The following is a 23834-nucleotide window of genomic DNA, read 5'->3' on the forward strand; positions in this document are numbered from 1 at the left end:
CGCCATCCATCTGACTGACAGGCATAAAAAAACCCCGGCAAGCCGGGGTTTTACAAGGAGCGTCAAACGGTTACTGCGGTAAAAAGTCGAAGGTTTGATTGATGGTAGTGCGCGCCACATTGGAGGCAGGAAAACTGATCAAGCGAATGCGCTGCAGGATTTTCCCCTCCAGATCACTATCGCCCAGTTCGCTGGATACCAATGTTGCCTCAACGATTTTACCGCTGGGGTCGATCACAATCTTCACCACCATCTTGCCTTCCAGCGCCGCGTTTTGGCGCAGGGCGCGGTTGTAGATCGAATAGATCGCACCTTTATGCTGTTCCATGATCTTGCGGATTTCTTCTTCGCTGCGCGCTGCACCGCCCGCACCATTGCTGTTGCCAGCAGTAGCCTGGGTCGATTTTTTGCCCGCTTCGACCAAGCCGCTTTTCACTTTGGTAGTCTCACGCCCCGAAAGTGCTGTACCGCCGGTATCGCGGCTCAATGCTGCGGTATTAATGCCACCACTGGCGGTTTTGGCGCCGCTGGTAATCATGGCGCGATCCAACTGCGCAGCTTCACCCGTACTATTGGTTACTGTAGTCGCTGCCGTTTCCACCGCCGAGGTCTGCATCATTTCACGCATTTCAGCCAGATCGTCTTTAAACTGCATTACACCAGTATTGGCCGCCTGCTCGCGCGCTTTTTCCAGTGCCGCTTTAGGTGGAGCAACAGGTTTTTTCACCGGCTCCGGCGGTTTAACGACCGGCTCAGGCTTTTTTTCTTCCACTTTAGGCTCGGGCTTTTTTTCCTCTACCTTGGGTGGCTCGATAGGTTTCGGGGGCGGCAGCTCTTTCTTTTCCAACACCACCCGCGCCAATTGCGGTGGCAGCTTTTCTTTTTCCGCACGGGTAATCTCAGGCACTTTGCTGAGTGTCACCAGAATGCTGAGCACCAGCAACACCACAAAACTCACAACCAGTATTTTGGTAAATCGCTGATCGTCCTCAATCGAGGAGCTCCAGGGCAACTGTAAATTCAACAGGGGGTTGGCCATCTCAACCCTCCCCATTGTTAGCGGGTAATTCTTTTTTGGTTACTGCCAGCGAAATATCGCGATACTCCGCCGCCGCACAAGTCGCCATCACTTTCTTCAGTAATTGATAAGGCACCTTTTGGTCAGCCATCACCGTAACAGGGCGCCCGGTCAGTTGATTTTTTTCCGTCAATGGCCCGGCTTTTTCGGCGTGATATTTCAATTCCTGGGTGAGCGGTGCAAACTGATCACCTTCAGCGGCCAATAAATCCGCCACCGAGCCCACTGCCCTGCCAGCCACAACCACGTCGGTTGCACTGATCAATACCAACAAATTTTCTTCCGGAACCTGATCAGACACCGACGCGGGTAACTTGATACTTTTATCCGTTTGCAAAACTTCCACATCACCCGAATTCACCAACAGGAAAAATACCAGAATGGTAAAAATATCCATGAGTGAAACCAGGTTTAACTTGGAACCTTGTTTTAACCGGCGATGATGTTTTGCCATGCGTTTAGCGCGTAGGGATTGCTTCATGGTGTCGCTCCCTGTGCATTGCCACTCACGGCGGAGGTTTGACCACCTGCGGGTGGCGCATCGCCCAATGAAATCTCCGGAAACAATTCCGCATCGACCATGCTGGCGGCAACTACCGCTTTGAATGAACGTACGGTATCCATAGTGCTAACCAGGGTTTGATAGTCGGTATCTTTTTCGGAGAGGATATAAATATCTTTTTTCTGGATACCTTTATCTTCCAACAAGCGTTTGGTTTCCTGTAGCACCGTCGCCAATAATGCGAAGTCATATTGCCCGTCAGCGGTTTTTTCCACCCACTTTAATTTGATGCCCGCCGGATAATTCACTTCAAATTTATCGGCGCGAATAATCAACTCCAATTGCTGCGGTGGCTCTTCGGTTTGCGGCGTGCTTGAATCCGCCATGTCCGGCAATTTGAGATCCAGTACGGTGGTGCGCGCGAGCACCATGCTCATCAACAATACCGGCACCAATATGATCATCAGATTCATAAAGGAGGTGATATCGAGATCTGGATCCTCTTTAAAACGGCGTTTTATACGCATAAGATTTTCCCCAATAAATACAACTGCTGATTGCGCAATAACTGCAACGGGCAGTAAGTTTATTGAGCGGCTTGCTGTGGTTTAGCGGCCGATTCCGGCGCGCGCGTACGCACACTCACTTCACTGGAATGAGCGATAATATTCAGGCACTTCACACCCGCCATTTCCAGGCTATCGATAATTTCGGTAGTTTTACTTTGAATCATGGAGTGAATCAGCAAGAGAGGAATAGCAGCAATCAAACCAAAGGCGGTGGTGTTCATCGCCACGGCAATAGACGATGACAGGAGCGCAGCTTTTTCAGCGGGGTCAGCGCTGGCTACGGCGGTAAACGCTTGAATCAAACCGATAATGGTACCAAGCAAGCCCAGCAAGGTGGCGATATTTGCCAATGTTGCCAAATAAGCAGTGCGTTTTTCCAGGCGCGGCATGGCTTCCATTACACCTTCTTCCATCGCCAACTCAATATCATCGCGACGCGGTGATTGCGCCATGCGAGTAATACCCGCTGCAATAATGCGCGCAATAGGTGCGCTGCTGGTCTTGCCTAAATTGACCACGCCGTTGTAATCCTTTTTTTGCAGCAGCGGCAAAATACGGTCAAACGCCTGGCGGTTAGACGACTTGGCAGACGACAATACCAACCAACGCTCCAATGCAATAGCAATGCCCACTACCAATACAATGGCAATAGGATACATAAAGGCGCCGCCATCCTGAAAAAAACGAATCAAAGTATCCATAACGTCTATTAACCTCACCAGAGAATGTAATTAAAAAATGAATTGATTATTGCGCAGCGTCAAACTCGCCCGCTGCTTCCAAATGACGCTGTAATTCATCGCGTTCCAAATGTCCAAACACTGAATCTGCTTCGCTACCCAACATTTCCATTTCCAATTCGGGGCTGAGCGGTGATTGCCAGGGCAGAATATACATCACTCGCGGCTGTTCCTGATTGCCGGTGACGGTGGTGCGCAAATTAATATTCGCCTCACCGATAGCTGCAGAATTTCTCGGCGCCGTATTTTCTGTTGGCTGTTGCGGCGACGTTTGTTCTGGAACTGCTTGCTCCTGATCAATTGGCTCTTGAACAGCCTCTTGCGCGATTGTCGCAAAAGACCAACACATCACTAACGCGAGAAATAATTTATTCATTGCTCTCACCCTCAACCGCTGCCGGAGCAGCCTCCACCGCAGCTTTCGGTTTAGCGGTAATACCCAGGCGACGCTGCAAATCAGCAATCCAACTTTTGGCTTGTTTATCCTCACCGCCGATCAATTCTAAATAGGCCTCATAGTGCGGTAGTGCTTCCGCGCTTTTACCCAGGTACAAATCGTAAAGTATGGCGATATTTTTATGGCTCTCGGCGTGATAAGGCCAAACGCTCAGTGCTTTTTTGTAATTGCTCTCTGCTGCCGCAAAATCCCCTGACTCGCGCTGCAGGATTGCCAACTGATTGTAGGCATCCAGGTTTGTATGGTTAGCGGCGATTGCATCGCTGAATGCCTGAGCTGCACGTTTGTTTTCCTGTTGCGCGCGATACACCAACCCCAAATTCAAATGCGCGCCCGACAGCTTTGGGTTAGCGGTGATAATTTTTTGCAGTAAGCCCTCCGCCTGTGCCCACTGTTTGTTGCGCATGGCGCGAGTGGCATCCACAAATTGCTGGTTGAGTTCGCGACTCACCGAGGGTTTGTTTTGTAAATAGGGATTCGGCGTAGCGGGACCCGCCGGCAAAATACTCGCACCAGGCGCGGCGATAGACTCCTCTGCAGCAGATTTACTTTTTCCACCGCTGGATTTTTTTGGTGCAGTGTTAGAGCAGGCCACCAATAAACTTGCCACGGCGATTAATAACCATGTGCCTGCGTATTTAGTGAATATCATTACTCACCTCCACGCGGGTTTCACTTTTGTTGTAGCGTGCGGGCAACAGTTTAGCGAGCGCATCAAAACTGCGTTTAACACCATTGTCATAAGTGCCTTTCCAACTGCGCTGCGCATTGGCTTGATGAATTTCAATCGCTTTCTCTTCGAAGGGATAAGCCTGCTCTTCCAGCAAAATTTCGTATTGCTCCAAGGCCAATTCATCCAATTCTTTGGGGCGCTGTGAGGCCATTAAATCGCGGCTGAGCTGCGCATAAATTTCACCGATTTTAAAACTGGCCTCAGTAGTGAATTCAGCCACGCCATAACCCAGCACTTGTTCCTGCGCTTTGAGTGCTTTTTCCAAGGCCGCGCGTTTGCGCTGCAAACTGTTTTTAAGTGGCAAGGTGAGTTGGATACGCGAGAATTCATCGTAAGCTGGCTGCGCTAATTCTGCTTGTGCACTGGCCGCCAGATACGTGGAGCGATCGGTTTTGGCACTGCCGGCACGCTGATGGCTATTAATAATATTTTGCAGCCAATAATTACGTTTATCGCGTTCACCCGAGGCGCGATACAACTCGGTCAATTTAAATTGCGCTTCTAAATTGTTCGCCAAGGGGCGCGGGTATTCGGTTGCATAACGACGGTACTGTTCAATCGCCTGCGCGCGCTTGCCGGATTTTTCATACAGCTCGGCCCCCATATAGAGCGACTGGCGTTTAACATCAGGATCGGTGCTGGTGCGCTCCATGACCACCAATTCATCCGCTGCTTGTTGCCATTTATTTTGGTTTTGATATATCAGCACCATCTTGGCAGGCAAGGTAGCGGTTAGCGCATGACTGGGATATTTTTTGCGAAAACCCAAATAAACATTTTCAGCCTGCGCCCATTTTTCCTGCTCAATTAAATACACACCAGCATCGTACTGCGCTTTGGCTGCAATCTCGGTATTGGGTGTGAGCTGGGTGATGCGCATTAATTGTGCGATGGCAGAATCTTTATCGCCAAAGGTCAAGCTGGCTTCAGCTTGCTGATAAATACTTGCGGCAATGCGCTCTTGCACTTGTTGCACACTGGGTGCGCCCGGTTTTTTACCGTAGGCAGGCAAGAGGTTTAACACTTGCATGTAGGCCTGTTCAGCGGCGGCATATTCTTTGGTTTCAAAACGGCTGTGGCCGAGAATCAGCCAGCTTGAAAACAGCAGCGAACCCTCAGCTGCCGGCTGCCACTGGATTACGCGCTCGGCAATCAGTTTGGCGTCTTCATAACTATTCTGTTGCAACAAATCATTGGCGGCTTCCGCCAAGACGACGACTGCGCGCGGATCAGTTTTGTACACATCGGCAAAATTTAATGCATTTTGAATTTTGCGACGCTGCCATTCTTCCTGACGGTTATCCGGCAAACTGCGCGCCGATTGAATTAATTGTTGCGGCAATAAAATCGCTGCATAACCGGCATCGGCGCCACGCAGCTTATCCATATAACCGTAGGCAACCTGCTCATAGGCTTCCATTGCCGCCGGCAAATCGCCCGCTTCATTTAAACATTCGGCGAGTAAAAACGTCATCTCTGCTACTTGTGCATCCTTGGCAAAGGTTTGCACAAACTCGCGATACCATTTTGCCGCACGCGCAAACGCGCGCATGGCTTCGCTATTATTTTTGGGTTTTAAGGCTTGTGCTTGCGCGTGTTCAAACTGCGCCAATTCCTGTAATGATTGATGCAAATAGGCAAGTGAATTATTGCCTATCACACCTTTGCGGCTAGTCCAATAAAAACTGCTGATGCCATACCGTTCTACAAAATCCTGTTTTGCGGGCAGGATTAAACTGGGGAAATCGCCTTCCTGATAAACATCAATCACTTTAATACTAAAGCTGGGGGCAAAATCGGAATCGGGATTGTGTTGCACAAAATGCTGATAGGTTTCGGCACTGTCGGTAAAACGTTTTTGTTCGAGATATAACTGACCTAATTGTTGGTACAACAAATATTCATAGGGACGGCGACCACCTAATTCAGTTTGCAAACTAACGATGGATTTTGCACCTTCAAGATACGACAGCGATAACCCCATCACGCGTAAAGTATCTTTCACCAAATTCGCTTTGGAAGCACCAATGTCCCCAAGCACTGCGTCCACTTGTTCCGGGTTGGCAGCGCTGCCCAATAGTTGATCCAATACCTGCGCAAATGACAAGAGCGCCAGATCGTAATCGCTGCGTTTAAATTGCGCCCAACCGCGCATATAAAGTGCATTTTGTTTTAGCTCGGGGTTGCTACCATTCACCACCGCCGCATAATTGCGTTCAGCCGCGGCATAGTCGCCATCGGCAAACGATTTTTCCGCGCGCCGAAATTGAGTTTCTGCCATAAAACCGGAATCGGGATTGTTATTAGCCAGTTGATCAAGCACTTGCGCCGCTTCGTCATTACGACCATCCAACGATAAGGCTTTGGCAAGCTTGTAACGCAATTGATCAGCGGCAATACCATTAACCGGTTGCGCGCCTTCACTTTGCAATTTAAGTAGCTCGCTGTACATAGCGACCGGCTTGTCGTAAAAGCGGCGCATGTCGGTAGCATCGAGCTGAGCCTTTTCACTGCGCGCCATTTCCAAATCAGCCAGGCGCACCAAAATTTGCTGTCGCAGTTTGGGGTCATCGGCAACTGACAGCGCGCGCTGATAACTTTGTTCAATACGCGCCACATCCAATACTGCAACTTTTGCTTTGCTATCAGGCAATTTTGCTTCCGGTAAATCGGCCAGGGTTTTACCGCGCCCATCATCGCCCAAGCCAACGTAGCTACAACCCTGCAGTTGCATGCCAGCGATAATTATTAATCCAAGCAGTCGCTTCATTCCGGTTGTCTCCGCAATTCCGCGTCATACAAACGCGCGACCGCAAGATGCGCTTGCGACAAATAATTTTTCAAACGTTTTTCATGGCTCGCCAATTGTTGATCCACCTGCTCGCGCAATACGCGGGTTTGCTGCGCGATTAATTGTTCGGTGGCGTGCAACTGGGTTGCTGTTTCCTGCTGCAACGTTTGCAGGCGCGCCAATACCGGTTGGATATCCAAACTGGTGGCGGTGATCTCATCGATATGGATTTGGGTTTTGATCACGCTCGCCAGTGCGCTATCTATTTGTGCAAGTTCCCGCTGCTGCTCCGCCAGGGCGATAGGATAATGCTGCGCGGCTCGCCACAACAAAATTCCGGCAAACATTTTTTGGCGCTGCGCCAGCTCATCGGTTTGTTGCCCTGCCGCTTGCATGCGCGCGATGGTTTGTCCGGCGCGGGTAACACGCTCCTGCAGTGCACGGGTATCGGCGTCGGCCAACGCGAGATAGTCATCCGCTGCAATAATTTGCTGCAAACGTGTGGCAAATTGATCGCGGCGCTGCTGTAACTGTTGCGCCTGCAGCGCAAAAGCAGATTGGGTTAGCTGTTGCTCTTGGCGACCGCGTAGCGCTTGTTTTTCCAACAACAGTTCACGATAAGCAATCAGTTTTGGCTGCCAGTTTTGCAACAAGCGCTGTAAACGCAATAAATCGCGCAACTCCAAAACCGCCGTTTGAAAACGGGTTTGTGCAAATAATTCGCTCATGTACGCGGAGCGGGTTTTGATAATGCTGGTGCCATCGAGCTTCAACCAGTTTTGCCCATCATCAGCAATTACTGCCGAGAGTCCTTGCCCTTCCTCATCGTTTTGCAACGCCTTGCGCGCCTCTTCCGCGGCCATGGGTTTGGCATCGATTAAAGTGAGCAATTCACCTTCTGTTAGCGTTGCGCGCATATCGCGAATTAATTGAATTTCACGCGCTAATAATTCTTCCGCCAGTTCATAAGCAGCGACGGCTTCGCCCTGCGCATTTAATTTTTCGTAGGCAAAAGGTAAAGCGAGCAGCGATTCCTGCACCGCGGGATAAATCAAACTGCGCGAACGCAATAATTGCCAGGGCTGTAATGCGGTGGTGTACTCTTCTTGCGCCACGGCGGCCCAGCCATAACCCAGCAGCGCTTGATTGGCATAAATGCCATCGAGCCGCACTTTGGTAAATTCACGAATCGCCGCCGCGTATTTTTTTTCCGCGAGATAAGAATAACCAAGCGCTGTGGAGGATTTGTCTTGCAGTGCCCACTGGGTCGCGCGGGTGCGCGGGTCTTTGGCTATATCAATATCCGCCAGCGCATTAAAAAATAGTTGTGCCTGGGTAAAATTACCTTCGCGCGCATGCGCTGCACCCAGGTTATACAGTGCGTAAGGATTCCAGCCACGCAGTTCACTCTGCTCAACGGTTTTGGGCGTGAGTTCAGCGTAGCGCTTGTCACGGATGCGAATATTGATTTGCAAAGCTTGCAGTTGGGCGCGCAATGCTGGTTTGAAATCGGCACTGACACGATTAAAACTTTGCTCGGCAGCGGCCCAATCGCCGCGTGTGTAATAGAGTTTGCCGAGATAAAACCAAGCGGCATCGCGCACTGATTGGGGGCGGCGTTCGTCCTGCAGGATTTGACTGAAAACCGATTCAGCGTGATTTTGCATACCGAAGGCGAGACTGATGCCGCCGGCAATTAACTCCGGATTATCGCTGTGCCCCTGAATACCGTTGCGCGCATCTGCCACCATTAATTCGGCGATGGCATTGACGTAATCCTGTTGGTAGTAGTGAAAAAGTGCGACGCCGTAGCGCAAATCGGCTACGGCAGTTTTAGGCTTTTCCTCGGCCGCTACGGAAAACGCCGTTGCAAGCAACGGCGACACCAACAGAGCCAGTAATCGACAGCGGAGCAGACGCATTACATCTGCCATTGTTTGATTGAAAATTCAGGTTGCAACTGTGCAGTGGAGTCGACAATTTTTAATTCCAACACCACCGGCTCCTGATTTTTATTGATCGTGATCTTGGCGCCGCGTTTGTAATCCTGCTGCGGGCCACGGCCGGTAAAAAACGCGCTGATTTCGTGTTCGCCGCTTTTTAAATTACCGATATACAACCGCTGCACCCCGCCGCGAAACAGCGCGTTGGTTTGTTTGTCGGTGTAGAGCTCACTTGCCACTAACTGATTGTTGATTTCAAGTTTGATGGCATCCAAGGCGAAATACTGGCCCAGATCCATGGAAACATACACCGCAATTTGGGTGCTGGCCGGGTAGAGCAATTCCTCTTCGAGAATAAGTAAATCGCGGTTTAGCGTCAGCACCGATTCTTTCAGCGATTCAACCTGCCCTGCCGTTGCTGGCGCTGCTGATTGCGCCCAGGCATTACCCGCGACTAACTGCCCCCAAATTGCCATCAATAAAAATAACCCAGCCATAGCAAGCCTGTGGCGCAAGAGGTGAAACATGGTCTATCTCCGAAGAATGGATGGATGGCCGCTGAGGCGTCACCCGGCAATCAGAAAGCCCTTAGCATTTTGTAGACCAACTGATTCAACACCGGTAAATGCGCCACATTCTAGAAGCCCGTTCACTTTTTGAATGTGACACCGAGCACAGTTGATCTGGCGCCTCAATTTCTTTTTGGGTTGCACGTGTTTCTTTTTTTAATCCACGAGTTACGTTTTATGTCGCCAACTAACAATTTGCGCGCAGGTTGTACAACAACTCGCCACCTGAAAGCCTAGAGCGTTTTTGCCAGAATGCTAAGTGCTTGCTGGTGCAATTTTATTGGGGATTTTCCAGCCCTTGGCTGTACAGCACTTTGCCCTGACTGGTGATAATTACCGCATCAAAACCGGGCAATTTATTGATCAATGCCAAGCCTTTTTCCGGCCCCATCACAAACACACTGGTGGAGAGCGGATCGGTATCAAACCCCTGCGGGCCGATAATGGTCACGCTGTTGACGCCCGAGGTGGATTTACCGGTGCGCGGGTTAATAATGTGATGGACGCGCTCGCCGCTGTCGGCAATAAAGTAGCGCTCGTAATCGCCCGAGGTGGACACCGCCACATTGTCGAGCGGCAGGCTGATCGCAACAGCATCGGCGCGCGGATTTTTAATGCCAACCAACCAGGGGCGACCACGTTTGTCGCCCAGTACCCGGCTGTCGCCACCAGCGCTGAGACTGGCGTGCATAACCCCATAACTGCGCAAAATAGCGATTCCACGATCCACCGCATAACCTTTGGCGATGCCGCCCAAGTCTATGTACAACTGCGGATGTTCAAACCACAGCGTGCGCTGCTGTTTATCCAGATGAATCAAGCGATAGTTAATTGCCGGTAAGAGTGCAGCACGTTGTGCCTCGCTCGGCGTAAGCCTTTTGCGGTAATCGTAATAGCGCGCCAGGGAGGCGAAGGTGATATCAAACGCGCCGTCGGTGAGACGGCTGTAATACAGGGATTTATCAATCAGACGGGTCAGCTCTGGCGAAATTACCAAGGGTTTATCCGCTGTGGCCAGTACCGCCTGTTGATTGGCGCGCGATAACTCGCTCGATGTTATGTAGGGGCTAAAATGCTGGTCGATGCGGTGCATTTCCGCCATTACCGCCGCCAACGCAATTGCGGCTTTGGCGTCATCCTCCAGCCAGAATGTGAGGCTGACACGGGTACCCATGACATCCTGTGCATCGCTGTGCCATTTTGCTAAAGCTGAGCCACTAAAAAATATTACATAGAAAATAATTAACTTCATCTAATTTCCATAAAATAATTGGGACTTACGCCCCAATTATTTTATTACAGAACACATGTAGCATTTCCAAGCTAGTTGTCATGTCAGCTATGTATCAATTAGAAACAATGTAATAACTAAATGACTTGTTTAGACTATTAACGCTGCACTTGGTATCGTAAACACTACTTTGTATTCTAAAGCCAGACGGTGCAGTAGAGTCGCAGATCCACATACCATTTTTTGGTCGTCTAATTGTATGTTTAAAACCTGTACCTTGAATTGAACAGCCAGACAAACCGCTATGACTAGATTGAGCAACAGTTACCCACCCCATACTTCTAGCACGACTCCTCGATATATCACAAATTCGAAGATATTCACTTGGGCTAGAAACGTTGTATGCATATTTACTTGCGCACCTCTGGTCTGCAACTAACGAAACAGCTACAACATTAGAGGGATGAGTTCCTTGAAAACAGTAGGCTTGCGCGAATGCAGAATTAGATATGCCACATCCGGCCAAAAGCAGTAAGAACAAAACTCTTTTATAAATCATAAAAACATCCTTAATAGAAATTTATATATGAAGATCCATACACCATTTTTTAAGAGTAACTCAAAGTTTGGTGTGTGCTTACTCTACCAAAAAAAAGAAAAATATCACTCACAAATTCAGAAAAATATTTCACAGCGCACCCAAACTTCACTTTTAAAAATTTTTATTCTGTTATTTGCAATAAATCAAGCTGTACAACGATAGCCCACTAATTATTTAATTAAGCATACTCGACCTCATATCGACGTTGAATCTACATGAGGCCTCCACCAAATACACAATCTAACACTGTATCAATTTTGTATTAAAGGTTCAGGTCAACGCGATAGTGGGTTTTACCCTGTTCATCGACCCGGTCTTCCTGTGCAAACATGGCGAGCATATCGATTGCATTGGCCGACTCAAAAAAGGCCTTGGGCGCGGCCACTTCACCACTGACCCGCCCACCACTGGGCGCTGTTAGCTCGACAGCCAAATTCACATCCATTGGCCCGGCCAGTTGGAAAAATTGGGCTTTGATACCGTTGTTGCCATTGTCGGACAACTCAGCCGCGTAACTCCCAATATCCAACCAATTGGAGCCGGTATTCACCCGGGCGCCATTCCAGGTCAGCTTGCCCTTGAGTGCTTGCAGTACGTTGCCGCGCAATTGCAGTTGATCGATATGGGAAGAAAACTGACCCTGGATCGGAATGGGCAAGTAGGTTTGTACCAGTGCCGCTGGCACCAAGACGTCCGCATTGCGCAGCTGCAAAGTACCGCTCGCGGTCGCACAAATTTCGCCATCAAACTCTTGTTGCGGCAAGCGGGTAGTCACCTTGGCGCAGGGAGATAACAGCGACAGCGACAGGGGCTGTAATTTCCAGCTCAACTGGCCAAGCGAATACTCCCTTGTAGGTGTGCGCAGGCTGGCGAGGCTGGCGCGCCCATCCCACAGGGTGCCCGTCACACCACTGAGCGCCAAACCGGTGCCACGGGTGAGGAAATAGCCACCCCAGATGGCCGGAATATTGGCAATCGCAAAGACCAGAAAAAGCGTAACCCCCAGGGGAATCCACAGTTTTTTACGCGACAGCAGTAGTGCAGTTATACGGCTCATAATTATCTTTTAAGTAGGTGGCAGGCAACTAGCGCTGGCATCAAGCGCAGCGCTGCAGGGCTCAAAGTTTTTGCAGGCGCAGATTGACAGTGACCTGACCGACATCATTAGTTGCGGCAATAGATAGTTCACTCACGCTAATCCCCTGCTTAAACTCCATTTCATACAGCCATTGCATCAGCGCGTCATAGGGTGCACGCTCCAGCCGCACCCGCACTTCACCATTGGCACCAGGGTTGAAACCGCTCATGCTCAGGCCGTTGGCGCGCAGCGATGAATCTATCACCCCACTGATATTGGCCGAGCTGGCAGTATTGCCCTGACTGCGCATTTGCTGGATTTGCGCCGCCATGATTTGCACCTTACCCAAGGCCTGGGTAGAGGCTGTATTAGCCGCCAGCAGTTGATCGCGCTTGTTCTGGATGGGTGTCAGCACTACCAGCCACAGCAGATAGACAGCTACCGCCAACGCACAGGCCAGCAGCATCATTTGCTCGCGGCGGTTGTATTTATTGAGCAGGGTAAATATCTGGTTCATCACAAGCCCCTAGGGATTTTTACTGACTTTGAGGCGTGCCGATTGCACATTGCCTTGGGCATTGGCACTCAATACTTCGGCATTAAGCCCTTGGTCGCGAATTTTTTGGCTCAAGGTTTCAAAGGCACCAAAAGTATCGGCCTGAATATTGATGTTCAATTCACCCGTATCACCCGCATAGGAAATCCCTTTGATAGTGACGGTGGGAGCCTCGGCGATTTGCGGCAGAGCCACCGCAAGTAGCGCCATCACACTGGTTGACTGCCCCACTGGCTGGCTTTGACGCAAAATAGTCGCCAACTGTTTTTCTGCATCCACTACCCGCCCTTGCGGAATAGCGATGCGCGCGGCAGCTTCGATTTGCTGACGAATTTTCAAATTCTCGGCGCCCAATTTATGGATTTCATACAGCAGGGTGCCCAAGTAAACCGCCACACAAACACCGGCAAAAATAGCGATAGAGCGCCACAACTTCCACCAGCGCTCAATGGGCAAACGCTGGGAGAAATCCCCTTGGCAGAGGTCGATAGAGCTATTACTAAAATCCAATGCCCAGGGGTCCGCAAGGCTTTGGCTGGCAATTTGCTCATGCAAACCGGCGGGAATCATCTCCACCAATGCGGCCAGATCCTGCTCACTGGCCGCGCGCAAGTGCAGCGCAGGTAATTGCTCACCGCGCACCTGATCGGCAAGCAACATCTGTAATGCAAGGCGGCCCTGAGCATAGGCGACACTAAACCCCATGGTCGGCAGGTAGCGTAAATGCAGTTGGCCTTCAAACAACCCCAGAGTCCAATGATTGCCGGGCTGGGTGATTGCATCTAATGCCAGCGGTTGGGTTAGCGGTGCACTCCAGCAACGGGTAACCTCAATCCCCAGCGCCGCCAGTTCGGCAAAGGCCGCTTGCAGCCAGGTTTTATCGGCATAGGCGACAACCACTTTGCCATCGGCAGGTGTGCCCAGCGCAAAGTGCAAGTCTTCCACATCGCCCACCACCGAATCCTCCAGTTGGAACGGTAGGAGGTTGCGCAGATGTTTCTTTTCTTTATCGCTGTATTCAAGTTGGCGGGTATTGACGCGACTACCGGGCAATATCACCCAGGTACTGAGCGGGCTTACTACCTGACTGCTAACCGCTGCACGCAGCGCCTCGCGATCGCCACTGGCCACAGAATCATTCGCTGGCGTACCGTCGGCCTCAAGCCAACACCAACGAAAGCTATCCGCGAGGCTTTTGCCGTCGTCGGAAGTATTTACGGAGAGCACCAATTGCATGGACATAATTTGCTCTAACTCTGCATTCAAAAACGGATTATGGATTGCGACTTAATCGACCAACTCGGTCTTGTCACTGTTTTTGTCCCGCTCATTGCGCACCGAGCTGGGCAACTCAAACACATCATCGCGCTGGATGGCCTTAAGGCTATTATTTTCACCGCGCTGCATGAGGGTGCGCATACTGCGGCGCTGATCCACCAACTGCACCGTTGCATTGAGCCAAAAGTAATCGGTTTTTACCGTCAGCCCATCCAGTACCAAGTTTCGACCGGAAAACAACTTGTTCCAGCTTTCACTGATAACCCCAGGCTCGGCAAAACCGGTTTCGGGGCGATCAGCAATAAATTGCTCCGCCTCTGAGGGGCTCAATGGCTCCAAATTATTGGCGTCATTAAGCGTCAACAACAAGTTGTTGATGCCATCCCCAAACGGGCTGATCGCCTCGATGGTGTTCACATTCATGCCCACCTTGTCACCCGGCAGGGCGGTGATAAACGGCTGCAAACGCATAACCAGCTGCGGCAGTTCGTTAAAACCGCGCACCAGCCGCAACTCATCGACCGACTTAAAGGGTGCATTGGCAGGCAGATAACCGTTTTTCAACCCTTGATAATAATTGGACTCGGCACCACCCATGCCCGCTTCGATGTCGTCGCCATCAATCCAATCCAGCACCGCTTCGAGCAGGTACTCGGCTTCATTCTGATTGAGTGGCAGATCGGGAAAAGTCTGCAGCAAGCGGATAAAACGGCGCTGTGGTTCCGAGTAGCGCTCGGCATCGCTGATGGGTTTGTCCGCCACCAGCGGCGTCAGCAAATCATTTAAATTGAACTGTGCGCTCGCATCCACCAGCTGCGCAACCCCACTCACCTCATCGTCTTCAATCGGTACTTGAGCGTTCCAGTCTTCGCCGAGAAAATCAATATTGGGGTCGTTATCGGCGACACTGAACATCAGCTTGGCGACCTCTTCCGTCCCCTCCAAAAAGGCCCGCGCCTGGGCACCATGCCAACGCGATTCGGCACGCGCCAAACCCAGTTGGTATTGGGCAGCAAATTTCACACTCAGCGCCGCCACCAGCGCCACAATCAACAATACCAGCACCAACACGGTGCCGCGCTGCCCATCAACAAGAGTGCGCCGCATACCAATCAACGTGTGCAACGCGGCGCGATTATTGTTCTGGCAGGGCAAAGAGACGCACACTGGGCCCTACTCCTTTGATATCGATAGTAATTTCTACCGCCAACGGCAAGCCGCCGGCACCTTGTAAACTGCTATCCGGCCACTGCTGTAGCCAATCGTCCGCATATTCGCGCCCTTCGAGCGCACTTTTGCCCTTGGAGGTGATGATCCCCTGATGCAAAAAACGCAGCTGCAGATCATCGACGTCATTCAGCAACAACTGATGAAAGGCATCGTCTTCCATCTCGATATCTGCCAATGCGCGGTTGTATTCGGGCATAAAATCGCGCCACAACTTGCCCTCCACCACACGGTAACTGATTAGCTGTAAATCGCTGCGCGGCAAGTTGGCAAAATTGACCCAACCGCGCCGCTTGAAAAACAGCACAGGCTGATCGGCATTTTCACCGGAGGAGCGCAGACTCTCGCCTTGAAACAGCGCATTTTGATCATTGGCCAGCGGCATTTGCACATGGCGCAAATCGGCAGCAATAATCTGCCAAGCGCGATCGAGACGATTAATTTCATCCAATACTTCATTGGTGCGCTGGGCACCTTTATCCGCCGCATCCAGCGACTGAAACGCCATTACCGCAATCAGCGCCGAAATAACCAGTGCGATCATCACTTCGAGCAGGGTAAAACCGCGCTGCGCCAAAGGGCGATGTTTACTGCACAATTTCAGGATCACTGATATACCCCGTCAAGCGTGCCAGCGCTGGTTGATCCTGATCCACCATGGCAGAACCGAGCGAAACACCATCGGCAGGCCCCATCAAACGCACCGCAATTTCAACCCGTTTAAAGCCCTGCACGGGCAAGGTATCCAGCGCGAGGGTGGTTAACTGCCATTGCCAGCGCAGGCCAGCCAAATCAACCACACCGGAATCTTTTTCGGGCAATTGGTAACTCGCTAGTGCCTTTTTCGCTTTTTGCTGTTGCAGCAGGCGCACGCGGGCAAGTTCATTTTCTGCCACCCAATAGGCATAGGTTTTATCGCGGATCGCGGCGGAGCCATCCAACTGGGTCATCACCAGCGTGATTAATGCCGGCAGCGCCATAGCCACAATCATCAGCGCAATCATCGCCTCCAGCAGGGTAAACCCGCGCTCCTGACGAGTGCGAAAAATACGCGCAACAGAAGATTTCATCGCCCACGAGACTCCTCTTCCAGGCGTTTTTCTTCATTGATCCAGCGCAATTCACCGCTGATATCCAGTTCAAAACGCTGGGTTTCTTCGTCGCCATCGCCTTGCAGTTGATCGACAAACAAACTGATTTCAACCACACCAGAGGCGTCGCCACTGGGAAAAAAACCCAGTACCGGTTCCTGATATTCAAGCTCGGGGTCGTATTCCCACAGCTCTTCATCGATATAAAACTCAAGCACCAAACCTTCATCAAGACAGTGCTGGGGCAACTCGGGTACGGCCTGCCACTGACTATCGCGCACCCGCTGCCACTGATAACACCACTGCGCCAGGGCATCAATATCCTGTGGGGGACGCAGCTCTACAAACAGGCCGTGTGTTTCGCCTTTGAGCACTGATTGCTCAGCGACATAACCGGCCTGCAGCAAAAACGTTTCCGCCTCTTTTTTACTGCGCTCGGCCAGCGCATTTCCGCCCACGGATATAGAAATCACACTTACCGCCATGCCGATAATAAAGACGACAAAAATAATTTCGATAAGGGTAAAACCCTGCTCGTGGCGGCTCACAACTGTCAGGTCCGGGGCGCGCGGTGGTTACTGCTCATCCCATACACTAATGTCGGCATTCTGGCCTTCACCGCCCGTCACGCCGTCTGCGCCCAAACTATAAATGTCGTATTCGCGACCATCTGCCGGACTCATGTATTGGTAGTCATTGCCCCAAGGGTCTTTTGACAGCGAATCGATATATCCACTGGACTTAAAGTTGCGCGGCACCGGGGCGATAGACGTCTTGGTCACCAGCGCTTCCAACCCTTGCTCGGTGGTCGGGAAGTTAAAGTTGTCGATGCGGTAGAGCTTGAGCGCGGTCTGCAGCGAACTAAAATCGGCGCGGGCTTTCTGTACGTTGGCCTTATCCAGGTTGTCCATCACGTTGGGTACCACAATACCGGCTAGCAAGCCGATAATAATTACCACCACCATGATTTCCACCAGCGTAAAACCCGCTTGGCGCATCCGACTTTTCATGGCCATTGGTTGCATTACTTTATTCATATAACACTCCTGGAATATCGCTTGTTGTTAGTATCACCGGGTATTAACCCAGCTTGGTCATTTCAAAAATCGGGGTGAGGATCGCTAATACAATGACGCACACAGCCCCACCCATAAAAATAATCGTGGCCGGTTCCAATAAGCCCATGGCGACCCCCAGCATCATTTCCAGCTCGCGCTCCTGATCTTTGGAGGCGTTGTCCAGCTGTTGCGGTAAGGTGCCGTTGGTTTCGCCACTGGCCACTAACTGCACCAGCAAGGGTGGAAAATGGCCCGTATTTTCCAGTGCACGGCTTAAACTCATGCCCTCGCGCACCGCGGCGGCAACTTGGTCACAGGCCTCTTGCAGAATTTTATTGGTCATCACCTGGCCGGAAATATTGAGTGCCTGCAACAGCGGCACGCCACTGGCCGATAACAAACTCAAAGTGGCGGCAAAACGCGCCGAGTTTATCTGCTTCACCAACTCACCAATTACCGGCAACTTCAATTGCACCACGTGCCAGGCACGCAAGCGTTTAGGGTCGCGCATCAGGTGTTTAATGAAAAAATAGAGCCCGATCAAAGCGACAAATAAATAAACGCCGTAGTTCAGCAAAAACTCACTGGTGGCGATAAGGCCCTCAGTCAAGGCGGGTAACTCGCGTTTGCCCTGCTCAAAAATTTTAACCAGCTTGGGTACTACCAGCACCATCAGCGCGATGATCACGGCGAGGCTGACCACCAGCATCACAATCGGGTAGATCATTGCCATTTTGATCCGCTGCTGCAGCTGCTGGCTGGTTTGGGTGTAATCCGCCAACCGCTCCAATACCGGGCTTAAATAGCCTGAGCCTTCACCGGCACGCACCAGTGCGCGATACATATCGTTAAATGCCACCGGGTTATCGCCCAGAGCCTGCGCCAAGCTAAACCCCTCCAACACTTTGGTGCGTACCTGCAACACTACCCGTTTTACATTGGCTTTTTGCGATTGTTTGGCGGTGGCATGCAGGGCTTCATCGAGCGGCAGACCAGACTTAACCAATGAGGCCAACTGGCGGGTGATAAGACTTAATTCGCGTGTACTCAAGCGACTGGCGCGACGGCGCGACCAGGCCGCAACATCCAATCCCTCACCGGCAGTGGCTTGGGCCTCATTGCCCGCACTGAGCACTTCCAAGGGTTTGAGCTTTTTAGCGCGCAATTGCGTGCGGATATGCCGTTCGGAATCCCCTTCGAGAATTCCCTTAACGGTTTTACCCTCATCGTTCAGCGCTTTGTAACTGTAGGCACCCATGTTTGCGTCCTTACAGTTGTGTCGTCACACGCAGCACTTCTTCAATGCTGGTGATGCCATTAAGGACACATTGCCGGCCATCGTCGCTCATGGATGGACTGTGTTTACGCGCCTCCGCCAATAGTTCCTGCTCGCCAGCTTGTTCGTGAATCAGGTGACGTAGGCGCTCGCTGATTTCAATCAGCTCATAAATACCTTTCCGTCCACGATACCCCTGATGATTGCAATGCTTACAACCACTCGGCGCCGGACGCCAAATAGAGGTATCCGCCGGCAGCTTGAGCATATCGCGCTCCGCATCACTCGGTAGGTAGGTTTCTTTACAGTGTGAGCAAAGCACACGCACCAAACGCTGCGCCATCACCACTTCCAGACTCGACGCGAGCAAGAAGGGCTCAACGCCCATGTCTTTTAAACGCAACACCGCGCCAATGGCAGTATTGGTGTGCAACGTCGAAAGTACCAAGTGACCGGTTAAGGATGCTTGAATCGCAATTTCAGCGGTTTCGCCGTCGCGGATCTCACCCACCATCACCACGTCCGGGTCTTGTCGCAATATAGCGCGCAGACCGCGGGCAAAGGTCATATCGACTTTGGTATTTACCTGGGTTTGACCTATGCCGGGCAGCAGGTATTCGACCGGATCTTCAATCGTCAAAATGTTGCGACTGCGGGTATTGATGTGGCTCAAGCCCGCATAGAGCGTAGTGGTTTTCCCCGAACCGGTAGGGCCGGTTACCAAAATAATACCGTGTGGCTTGAGCAGGTTTTTGGTGAGGCGCTCATAGACCAGTTGCGGCATTTGCAGCTGCTCCAGGCGCAACTGGCCAGCGGCCTGATCGAGCAGACGCAATACGATGCGCTCACCAAAAGCGGAAGGGATTGTCGATACCCGGATATCCACCGCGTGACCGGCGAGGCGCACGGTGATACGACCATCCTGCGGCAGACGTTTTTCGGCGATATCGAGGCGCGCCATTACCTTCAAACGCGAGACCAGCACCGGTGCCAATTCGGCTTTGGGTGAGAGCACTTCGGTCAATACCCCATCGATACGAAAGCGCACAGATACCCGGTCTTCAAAGGGTTCAAGGTGGATATCGGAAGCGCCTTCACGCACCGCTTGCGAGAGGATGGCGTTGATTAGACGGATAATTGGCGCGTCATCATCGCCTGCGAGCAAGTCAGTGCGGTCGGCCAAGTCGTCGGCCATGGATGACAAATCAAACTCATTACCCAGGTCCTCGGCGGCGCGCTGGGCGGCGCCATCTCCGCTTTGGTATTCGCGGGTCAAACGCTTTTGGAAATCTTCGGCGGGCAATTCTTCAAATTGCAGGGCTGGCCCCAAAATGCGCTGCAGCTCCAGCAATACTTCCAGGGTCAAGCCCGGTTTGTGCAGGACTCGCGGCAGACCATCGGCCTCAGTCTCATCAAGCATGACGCCGTGGGCAGACGCATAACCGAAAGGTAGGCGCTCATAAACGGCAGGCTCAGGAACTATGGCCTGCTCATCCAGCGGCAGCGCTTGTTCTAAGTGCTCGTTCACCATCACTCCCCTGTAGCCTCAGTGGAATCGGCTTCTGCAGGTAGTGATTGGCGATAGCGTTCAATCTGTTCTTCCCATTCGGGCAAGACTGGAATGTCGCTGTTATTTAACAATATTCCTTTTGTGCGACGCGTTTCGACTTGCTGCTCACGAATTGTCTGATATTTTTCTGCTGTTGCGCCACTCAAAACACGGTCATCACGAATAATCGTAGATTTAAGGAAAATTAAAAGATTTGTTTTTCGTTTAGTGGCACTCTGAGAGCGAAACAAATGCCCGAGCACAGGAATGCTACCCAAAACAGGAACACGTTGATCACCCTTATTGATCTGATCCTCAATCAACCCACCTAAAACAACTGTTTGACCATCACCAGCAAGAATTTGGGTTTTAATTTCACGTTTACTGGTGGTTGGCCCATTTGGTGAGTTCTGGGTATTACCAATTACAGAGGATATCTCCTGCTCTATATCCAACACCATGCTGTCCCCCTCATTGATATGCGGAGTGACTTTCAGCTTGATACCTACATCTTCACGATTGACCGTATTGAATGGACTGGAAAAAGAATTGACGCCGTTATTGCCTCCTGTGTTGGCACTCGTATAGGAACCAGTAACAAAAGGAACCTGCTGCCCAACCAGAATAGATGCTTCACTGTTATCGGTAGTCAGCAAGCTGGGCGTCGAAAGAATATTGGTAGATTCTGTCGTTTGGAGTAACTTCAACACGCTGAGAAAACTGACATTTTCACCCAAGCGCCCTATTCCAAATACTGGAGCACCCACTGAGTTTATGCCACCCGCTAGAGCCGCGAGTGCTGCATTATCATCAGGGTTCTCAAGCATATTTAATGCAGGAGCTGCAACTGTGCCAAGCGCGCCACCAGAGGTGGATCCACCAAAGCCAGAGTCATCAGACTGATACATCCATTCAACGCCAATTTCTTTAGCGTTACTACCCGTAATTTCGACAATAATTGCCTCCACTAATACTTGGGCACGGCGGATATCCAAGCTGTCCACAATGGACAATAAAGTGTCCATTGTGTCGACATCAGCCGTGATCAATACAGAATTGGTTGCCTCATCGGCCTGAACTGCAGGTTGGGCAGCATTGGCAGGCACACCTTCAGTTTGCTTACCCGGCCCTATACTTTGCAGCAGACTCGAAAGCACATTCGAGACCTCCATAGCTTTTGCATACTTCAAATAAACAACGCGTACATTACTGTTTTTAGATTGCGGACGATCCAGATCATCGATCAAAAACTTGAGGCGCTGACGGGTTAGGTCATCACCACTCACAACAACGGCATTGGTGCGCTTATCGGCAACAATTACCGGTGGTGCGGTAGTCATACCGCGGTTGGGATCGGGTTTTTCCAGCTGGGTGAGCATCGCCACCACATCAGCCGCATTGGCGTAGCGCAGCGGAATGACATCAGTGTGGGTAATGCCGATTTTATCGAGCTGTACAACCAACTCGCTGATCCGCGCCGCATTGGCACGGGTATCGGTAATGATCAGCGCGTTGCTCGGTTCATAGGTGGTGAGGTGACCGTATTGCGGCACCAGCGGGCGCAATGCGGCGAGAATTTTGGCGGCGCTGGTATTTTTCAGCGGAATCACCTGGGTGATATACAGGTCATCGCGATCTTTAATACTATTTTCGGTGGGTATAGCAAACTGGCGAGCATCGCGGTTCATTACGACACGCACAATATTGCCACTCTCCACCGCGGTAAAACCATGCACATCCAATGAGGCAAGGAAGAGCTCATACAACTCTTTGGCATTCAGTGGACGGGTATTTATCACCTTGATTGGACCGCGTACCTTGGGGTCAATGATGATGGTTTTACCGGTCAAGCCCGCGATGGATTTGATCACATCCTGAATATCGGTATCGTTAAAGTTGACCGACCAGCGCATTTCACCCTGACCCTCAACTGCCTGTACCTGGGCTAGTGAGGTGCCACTCACGCTGATCAACGCCGCAAGCAGCAGGCGCCCCACTGCTTTGCGAAAGATGATCTTGTTATTGTCACGACCATGAAACCGGATCACAAAAACCTCACTTGAGCATTACGTCTAGGTTAACTGTACTGCCACCGCGTCTGATTTCGAGATTCGCTGAGGTGGCACTACCCATACTTTTATATATTTCCATAACCTTGCCGGGCGCGCTGAGCGGCACCCCATTGACAGCCGTCACTATATCGTCAGCCTGCAAGCCCAAGGCATCAAAGAGCTCCGCATTGCGTCCGGGGCGAATTTTATAACCCACCACCTGACCGCCCTCGCGGTAAATACTCATCGCCACCACATCCGCCAGGGTTTTGGTCACCTGCGCCATTGAAGGCTCAGCCGCTGCCGACGGCGAATCGTATACCGGGCTTTTATCACCAGTAAGTGACGGCGGCTGGAAGTTGGCTGCACTGTTATCTTGCGCTGGTGGCGCAGAATAACTGCTGGTTAATTTAGGGGCATTGGGATCATCTTTGAACATCCACAGCGATTCAAAGCTGCCGTTGTTGTTGATAATCACGCGCACATCCAACACCTTGGCGAGGGTGACCTTGTTACCCACGGGCAAGGTATCACCTACGGCGTAAACATCGGCTTTATCGCCCGCCACAATAATCGCACGCGCCGCCGATTCGGTACTGCTGCCAATCACCCCGCGCAACACCAGATTAAGCTGGGTATCGCTGCTGGCTTCTATGTCGCTCACCACTGCTGGCGCCTGTTCTACGGGCGGTGCAGCGGCTACATCACCGAAAGGGGCAAGGGATTTTAATTGGGTAATATTGACTGCCTCGGTGGTCGTAGAACCTGAATCCGCCTGGATCGCAAGCAGGGACACACTGGCAGGAGGAATTTCGGGTGCTGGCACTACCAGCCACAGCAAGCGCGCAAGGCTGTGGCTTAACCAAATGACTAATAACAGCATAACCAGCCATTGCCAGCGCTGCAGGGGGATGCGGTTTAAAAGCGCAAAGAAACGGCGCAGCTGAACTTCCAACTGGGCAGTGCGCTGCTCAAAAACAGCTCTGTTCGATTGCAATCTATCTTGCATGGGTATGACTGAGTCCTTCACGCTGGCTGACGACAGGAATGAGTTGGGAATGGCAATTGTCAGTCGTATCAAAAGCTTAGTGCGTTATGATTATCAAAGCCACGGGATTCTACTCCATCCATATTACAAAAGCGAAATAGTCCTACAAGCCCGTAAAACATGGCGCGATAAGCCTTTTTGGCCTTAATTGGATAATGAATCACAAAGGAAGTTGCAGGCGAGCGAGAATATGCGACACAGGGCACAAAAATGAAGGGTGAAAACGAAAAACCCCGACTGCTTAAGGGGGCAATCAGGGCTTTTACAGGATGAAGGCCATACCTTGGCAATACGGGATGCTCTATTCCATTCAACTCCTTGCGACTGTCGCATCCTGCGACAAACTCCAATGACTGTCATTATTGATGAATGAGGCGTCAGTTTATAGTGGCTAAGCTCTGCAAGTTT

At 51.3% G+C, this 23834-nt stretch carries 22 protein-coding genes; all 22 read right to left on the bottom strand.

The features are described 5' to 3' along the window. Positions 1 to 70: 70 nt before the first annotated feature. Positions 71 to 1039 carry an AgmX/PglI C-terminal domain-containing protein gene (locus NNX04_RS12785; RefSeq protein ID WP_261946017.1) on the bottom strand — a complete coding sequence of 323 codons (969 nt, stop codon included), beginning with the start codon at positions 1037 to 1039 and terminating at the stop codon, positions 71 to 73. A 1-nt stretch (position 1040) separates the two neighbouring features. After that, positions 1041 to 1559, bottom strand: a complete 519-nt coding sequence (locus NNX04_RS12790) for an ExbD/TolR family protein (protein ID WP_007639692.1) — start codon at positions 1557 to 1559, stop codon at positions 1041 to 1043. Further along, positions 1556 to 2107, bottom strand: coding sequence for an ExbD/TolR family protein (locus NNX04_RS12795; protein WP_007639691.1), 552 nt, complete (start codon positions 2105 to 2107; stop codon positions 1556 to 1558). The genes NNX04_RS12790 and NNX04_RS12795 overlap by 4 nt, the downstream gene beginning before the upstream one ends. Before the next feature lie 59 nt (positions 2108 to 2166). Then, complete coding sequence (locus NNX04_RS12800; protein ID WP_007639690.1) at positions 2167 to 2850, bottom strand: MotA/TolQ/ExbB proton channel family protein; 684 nt, start codon at positions 2848 to 2850, stop codon at positions 2167 to 2169. A gap of 46 nt (positions 2851 to 2896) precedes the next feature. Beyond that, entirely contained in the window at positions 2897 to 3265 is a 369-nt protein-coding gene (locus tag NNX04_RS12805; RefSeq protein ID WP_007639689.1) for a hypothetical protein, read from the bottom strand. After that, a complete protein-coding gene (locus NNX04_RS12810; protein WP_261946018.1) occupies positions 3258 to 3998 on the bottom strand; it encodes a tetratricopeptide repeat protein in 741 nt (246 codons plus the stop codon). Before NNX04_RS12810 ends, NNX04_RS12805 begins: the two co-directional genes overlap by 8 nt. After that, positions 3985 to 6849, bottom strand: a complete 2865-nt coding sequence (locus NNX04_RS12815; protein WP_261946019.1) for a tetratricopeptide repeat protein — start codon at positions 6847 to 6849, stop codon at positions 3985 to 3987. The genes NNX04_RS12810 and NNX04_RS12815 overlap by 14 nt, the downstream gene beginning before the upstream one ends. After that, complete coding sequence (locus NNX04_RS12820) at positions 6846 to 8792, bottom strand: hypothetical protein (RefSeq protein ID WP_261946020.1); 1947 nt, start codon at positions 8790 to 8792, stop codon at positions 6846 to 6848. The genes NNX04_RS12815 and NNX04_RS12820 overlap by 4 nt, the downstream gene beginning before the upstream one ends. Further along, positions 8792 to 9340: an AraC family transcriptional regulator gene (locus NNX04_RS12825; protein WP_225318500.1), complete on the bottom strand. Its 549-nt coding sequence runs from the start codon at positions 9338 to 9340 to the stop codon at positions 8792 to 8794. Before NNX04_RS12825 ends, NNX04_RS12820 begins: the two co-directional genes overlap by 1 nt. Positions 9341 to 9659: 319 nt before the next feature. Beyond that, the gene (locus NNX04_RS12830; RefSeq protein WP_261946021.1) at positions 9660 to 10634 is read right to left on the bottom strand and encodes an FAD:protein FMN transferase; all 975 of its coding nucleotides are present in this window, start codon (positions 10632 to 10634) and stop codon (positions 9660 to 9662) included. Between the two features lie 842 nt (positions 10635 to 11476). Beyond that, positions 11477 to 12271 carry a type II secretion system protein N gene (locus NNX04_RS12835; protein ID WP_261946022.1) on the bottom strand — a complete coding sequence of 265 codons (795 nt, stop codon included), beginning with the start codon at positions 12269 to 12271 and terminating at the stop codon, positions 11477 to 11479. Between the two features lie 61 nt (positions 12272 to 12332). Next, on the bottom strand, positions 12333 to 12809 hold the full coding sequence (gene gspM / locus NNX04_RS12840) for a type II secretion system protein GspM (RefSeq protein ID WP_007639665.1): 477 nt from the start codon (positions 12807 to 12809) through the stop codon (positions 12333 to 12335). Positions 12810 to 12818: 9 nt separating this feature from the next. Continuing rightward, a complete protein-coding gene (gene gspL / locus NNX04_RS12845) occupies positions 12819 to 14090 on the bottom strand; it encodes a type II secretion system protein GspL (protein ID WP_261946023.1) in 1272 nt (423 codons plus the stop codon). Positions 14091 to 14135: 45 nt separating this feature from the next. Next, entirely contained in the window at positions 14136 to 15293 is a 1158-nt protein-coding gene (gspK, locus tag NNX04_RS12850; protein ID WP_261946024.1) for a type II secretion system minor pseudopilin GspK, read from the bottom strand. Then, complete coding sequence (gene gspJ, locus NNX04_RS12855; RefSeq protein WP_261946025.1) at positions 15262 to 15963, bottom strand: type II secretion system minor pseudopilin GspJ; 702 nt, start codon at positions 15961 to 15963, stop codon at positions 15262 to 15264. The genes gspK and gspJ overlap by 32 nt, the downstream gene beginning before the upstream one ends. Continuing rightward, on the bottom strand, positions 15941 to 16423 hold the full coding sequence (gspI, locus tag NNX04_RS12860; protein WP_007639661.1) for a type II secretion system minor pseudopilin GspI: 483 nt from the start codon (positions 16421 to 16423) through the stop codon (positions 15941 to 15943). The genes gspJ and gspI overlap by 23 nt, the downstream gene beginning before the upstream one ends. Then, positions 16420 to 16992, bottom strand: coding sequence for a prepilin-type N-terminal cleavage/methylation domain-containing protein (locus NNX04_RS12865; RefSeq protein WP_261946026.1), 573 nt, complete (start codon positions 16990 to 16992; stop codon positions 16420 to 16422). The genes gspI and NNX04_RS12865 overlap by 4 nt, the downstream gene beginning before the upstream one ends. Before the next feature lie 27 nt (positions 16993 to 17019). Continuing rightward, on the bottom strand, positions 17020 to 17481 hold the full coding sequence (gene gspG, locus NNX04_RS12870) for a type II secretion system major pseudopilin GspG (protein ID WP_007639658.1): 462 nt from the start codon (positions 17479 to 17481) through the stop codon (positions 17020 to 17022). A gap of 43 nt (positions 17482 to 17524) precedes the next feature. Then, on the bottom strand, positions 17525 to 18760 hold the full coding sequence (gene gspF / locus NNX04_RS12875) for a type II secretion system inner membrane protein GspF (RefSeq protein ID WP_261946027.1): 1236 nt from the start codon (positions 18758 to 18760) through the stop codon (positions 17525 to 17527). A 10-nt stretch (positions 18761 to 18770) separates the two neighbouring features. After that, positions 18771 to 20309 carry a type II secretion system ATPase GspE gene (gene gspE, locus NNX04_RS12880; protein ID WP_151054750.1) on the bottom strand — a complete coding sequence of 513 codons (1539 nt, stop codon included), beginning with the start codon at positions 20307 to 20309 and terminating at the stop codon, positions 18771 to 18773. Next, positions 20309 to 22375: a type II secretion system secretin GspD gene (gspD, locus tag NNX04_RS12885; RefSeq protein WP_261946028.1), complete on the bottom strand. Its 2067-nt coding sequence runs from the start codon at positions 22373 to 22375 to the stop codon at positions 20309 to 20311. Before gspD ends, gspE begins: the two co-directional genes overlap by 1 nt. 7 nt (positions 22376 to 22382) lie before the next feature. Then, positions 22383 to 23387, bottom strand: a complete 1005-nt coding sequence (gene gspC / locus NNX04_RS12890; protein ID WP_007639646.1) for a type II secretion system protein GspC — start codon at positions 23385 to 23387, stop codon at positions 22383 to 22385. Between the last annotated feature and the right edge of the window lie 447 nt (positions 23388 to 23834).

This window comes from Cellvibrio sp. QJXJ, assembly GCF_024452345.1.
In the GTDB taxonomy this organism is placed as follows: Bacteria; Pseudomonadota; Gammaproteobacteria; order Pseudomonadales; family Cellvibrionaceae; genus Cellvibrio.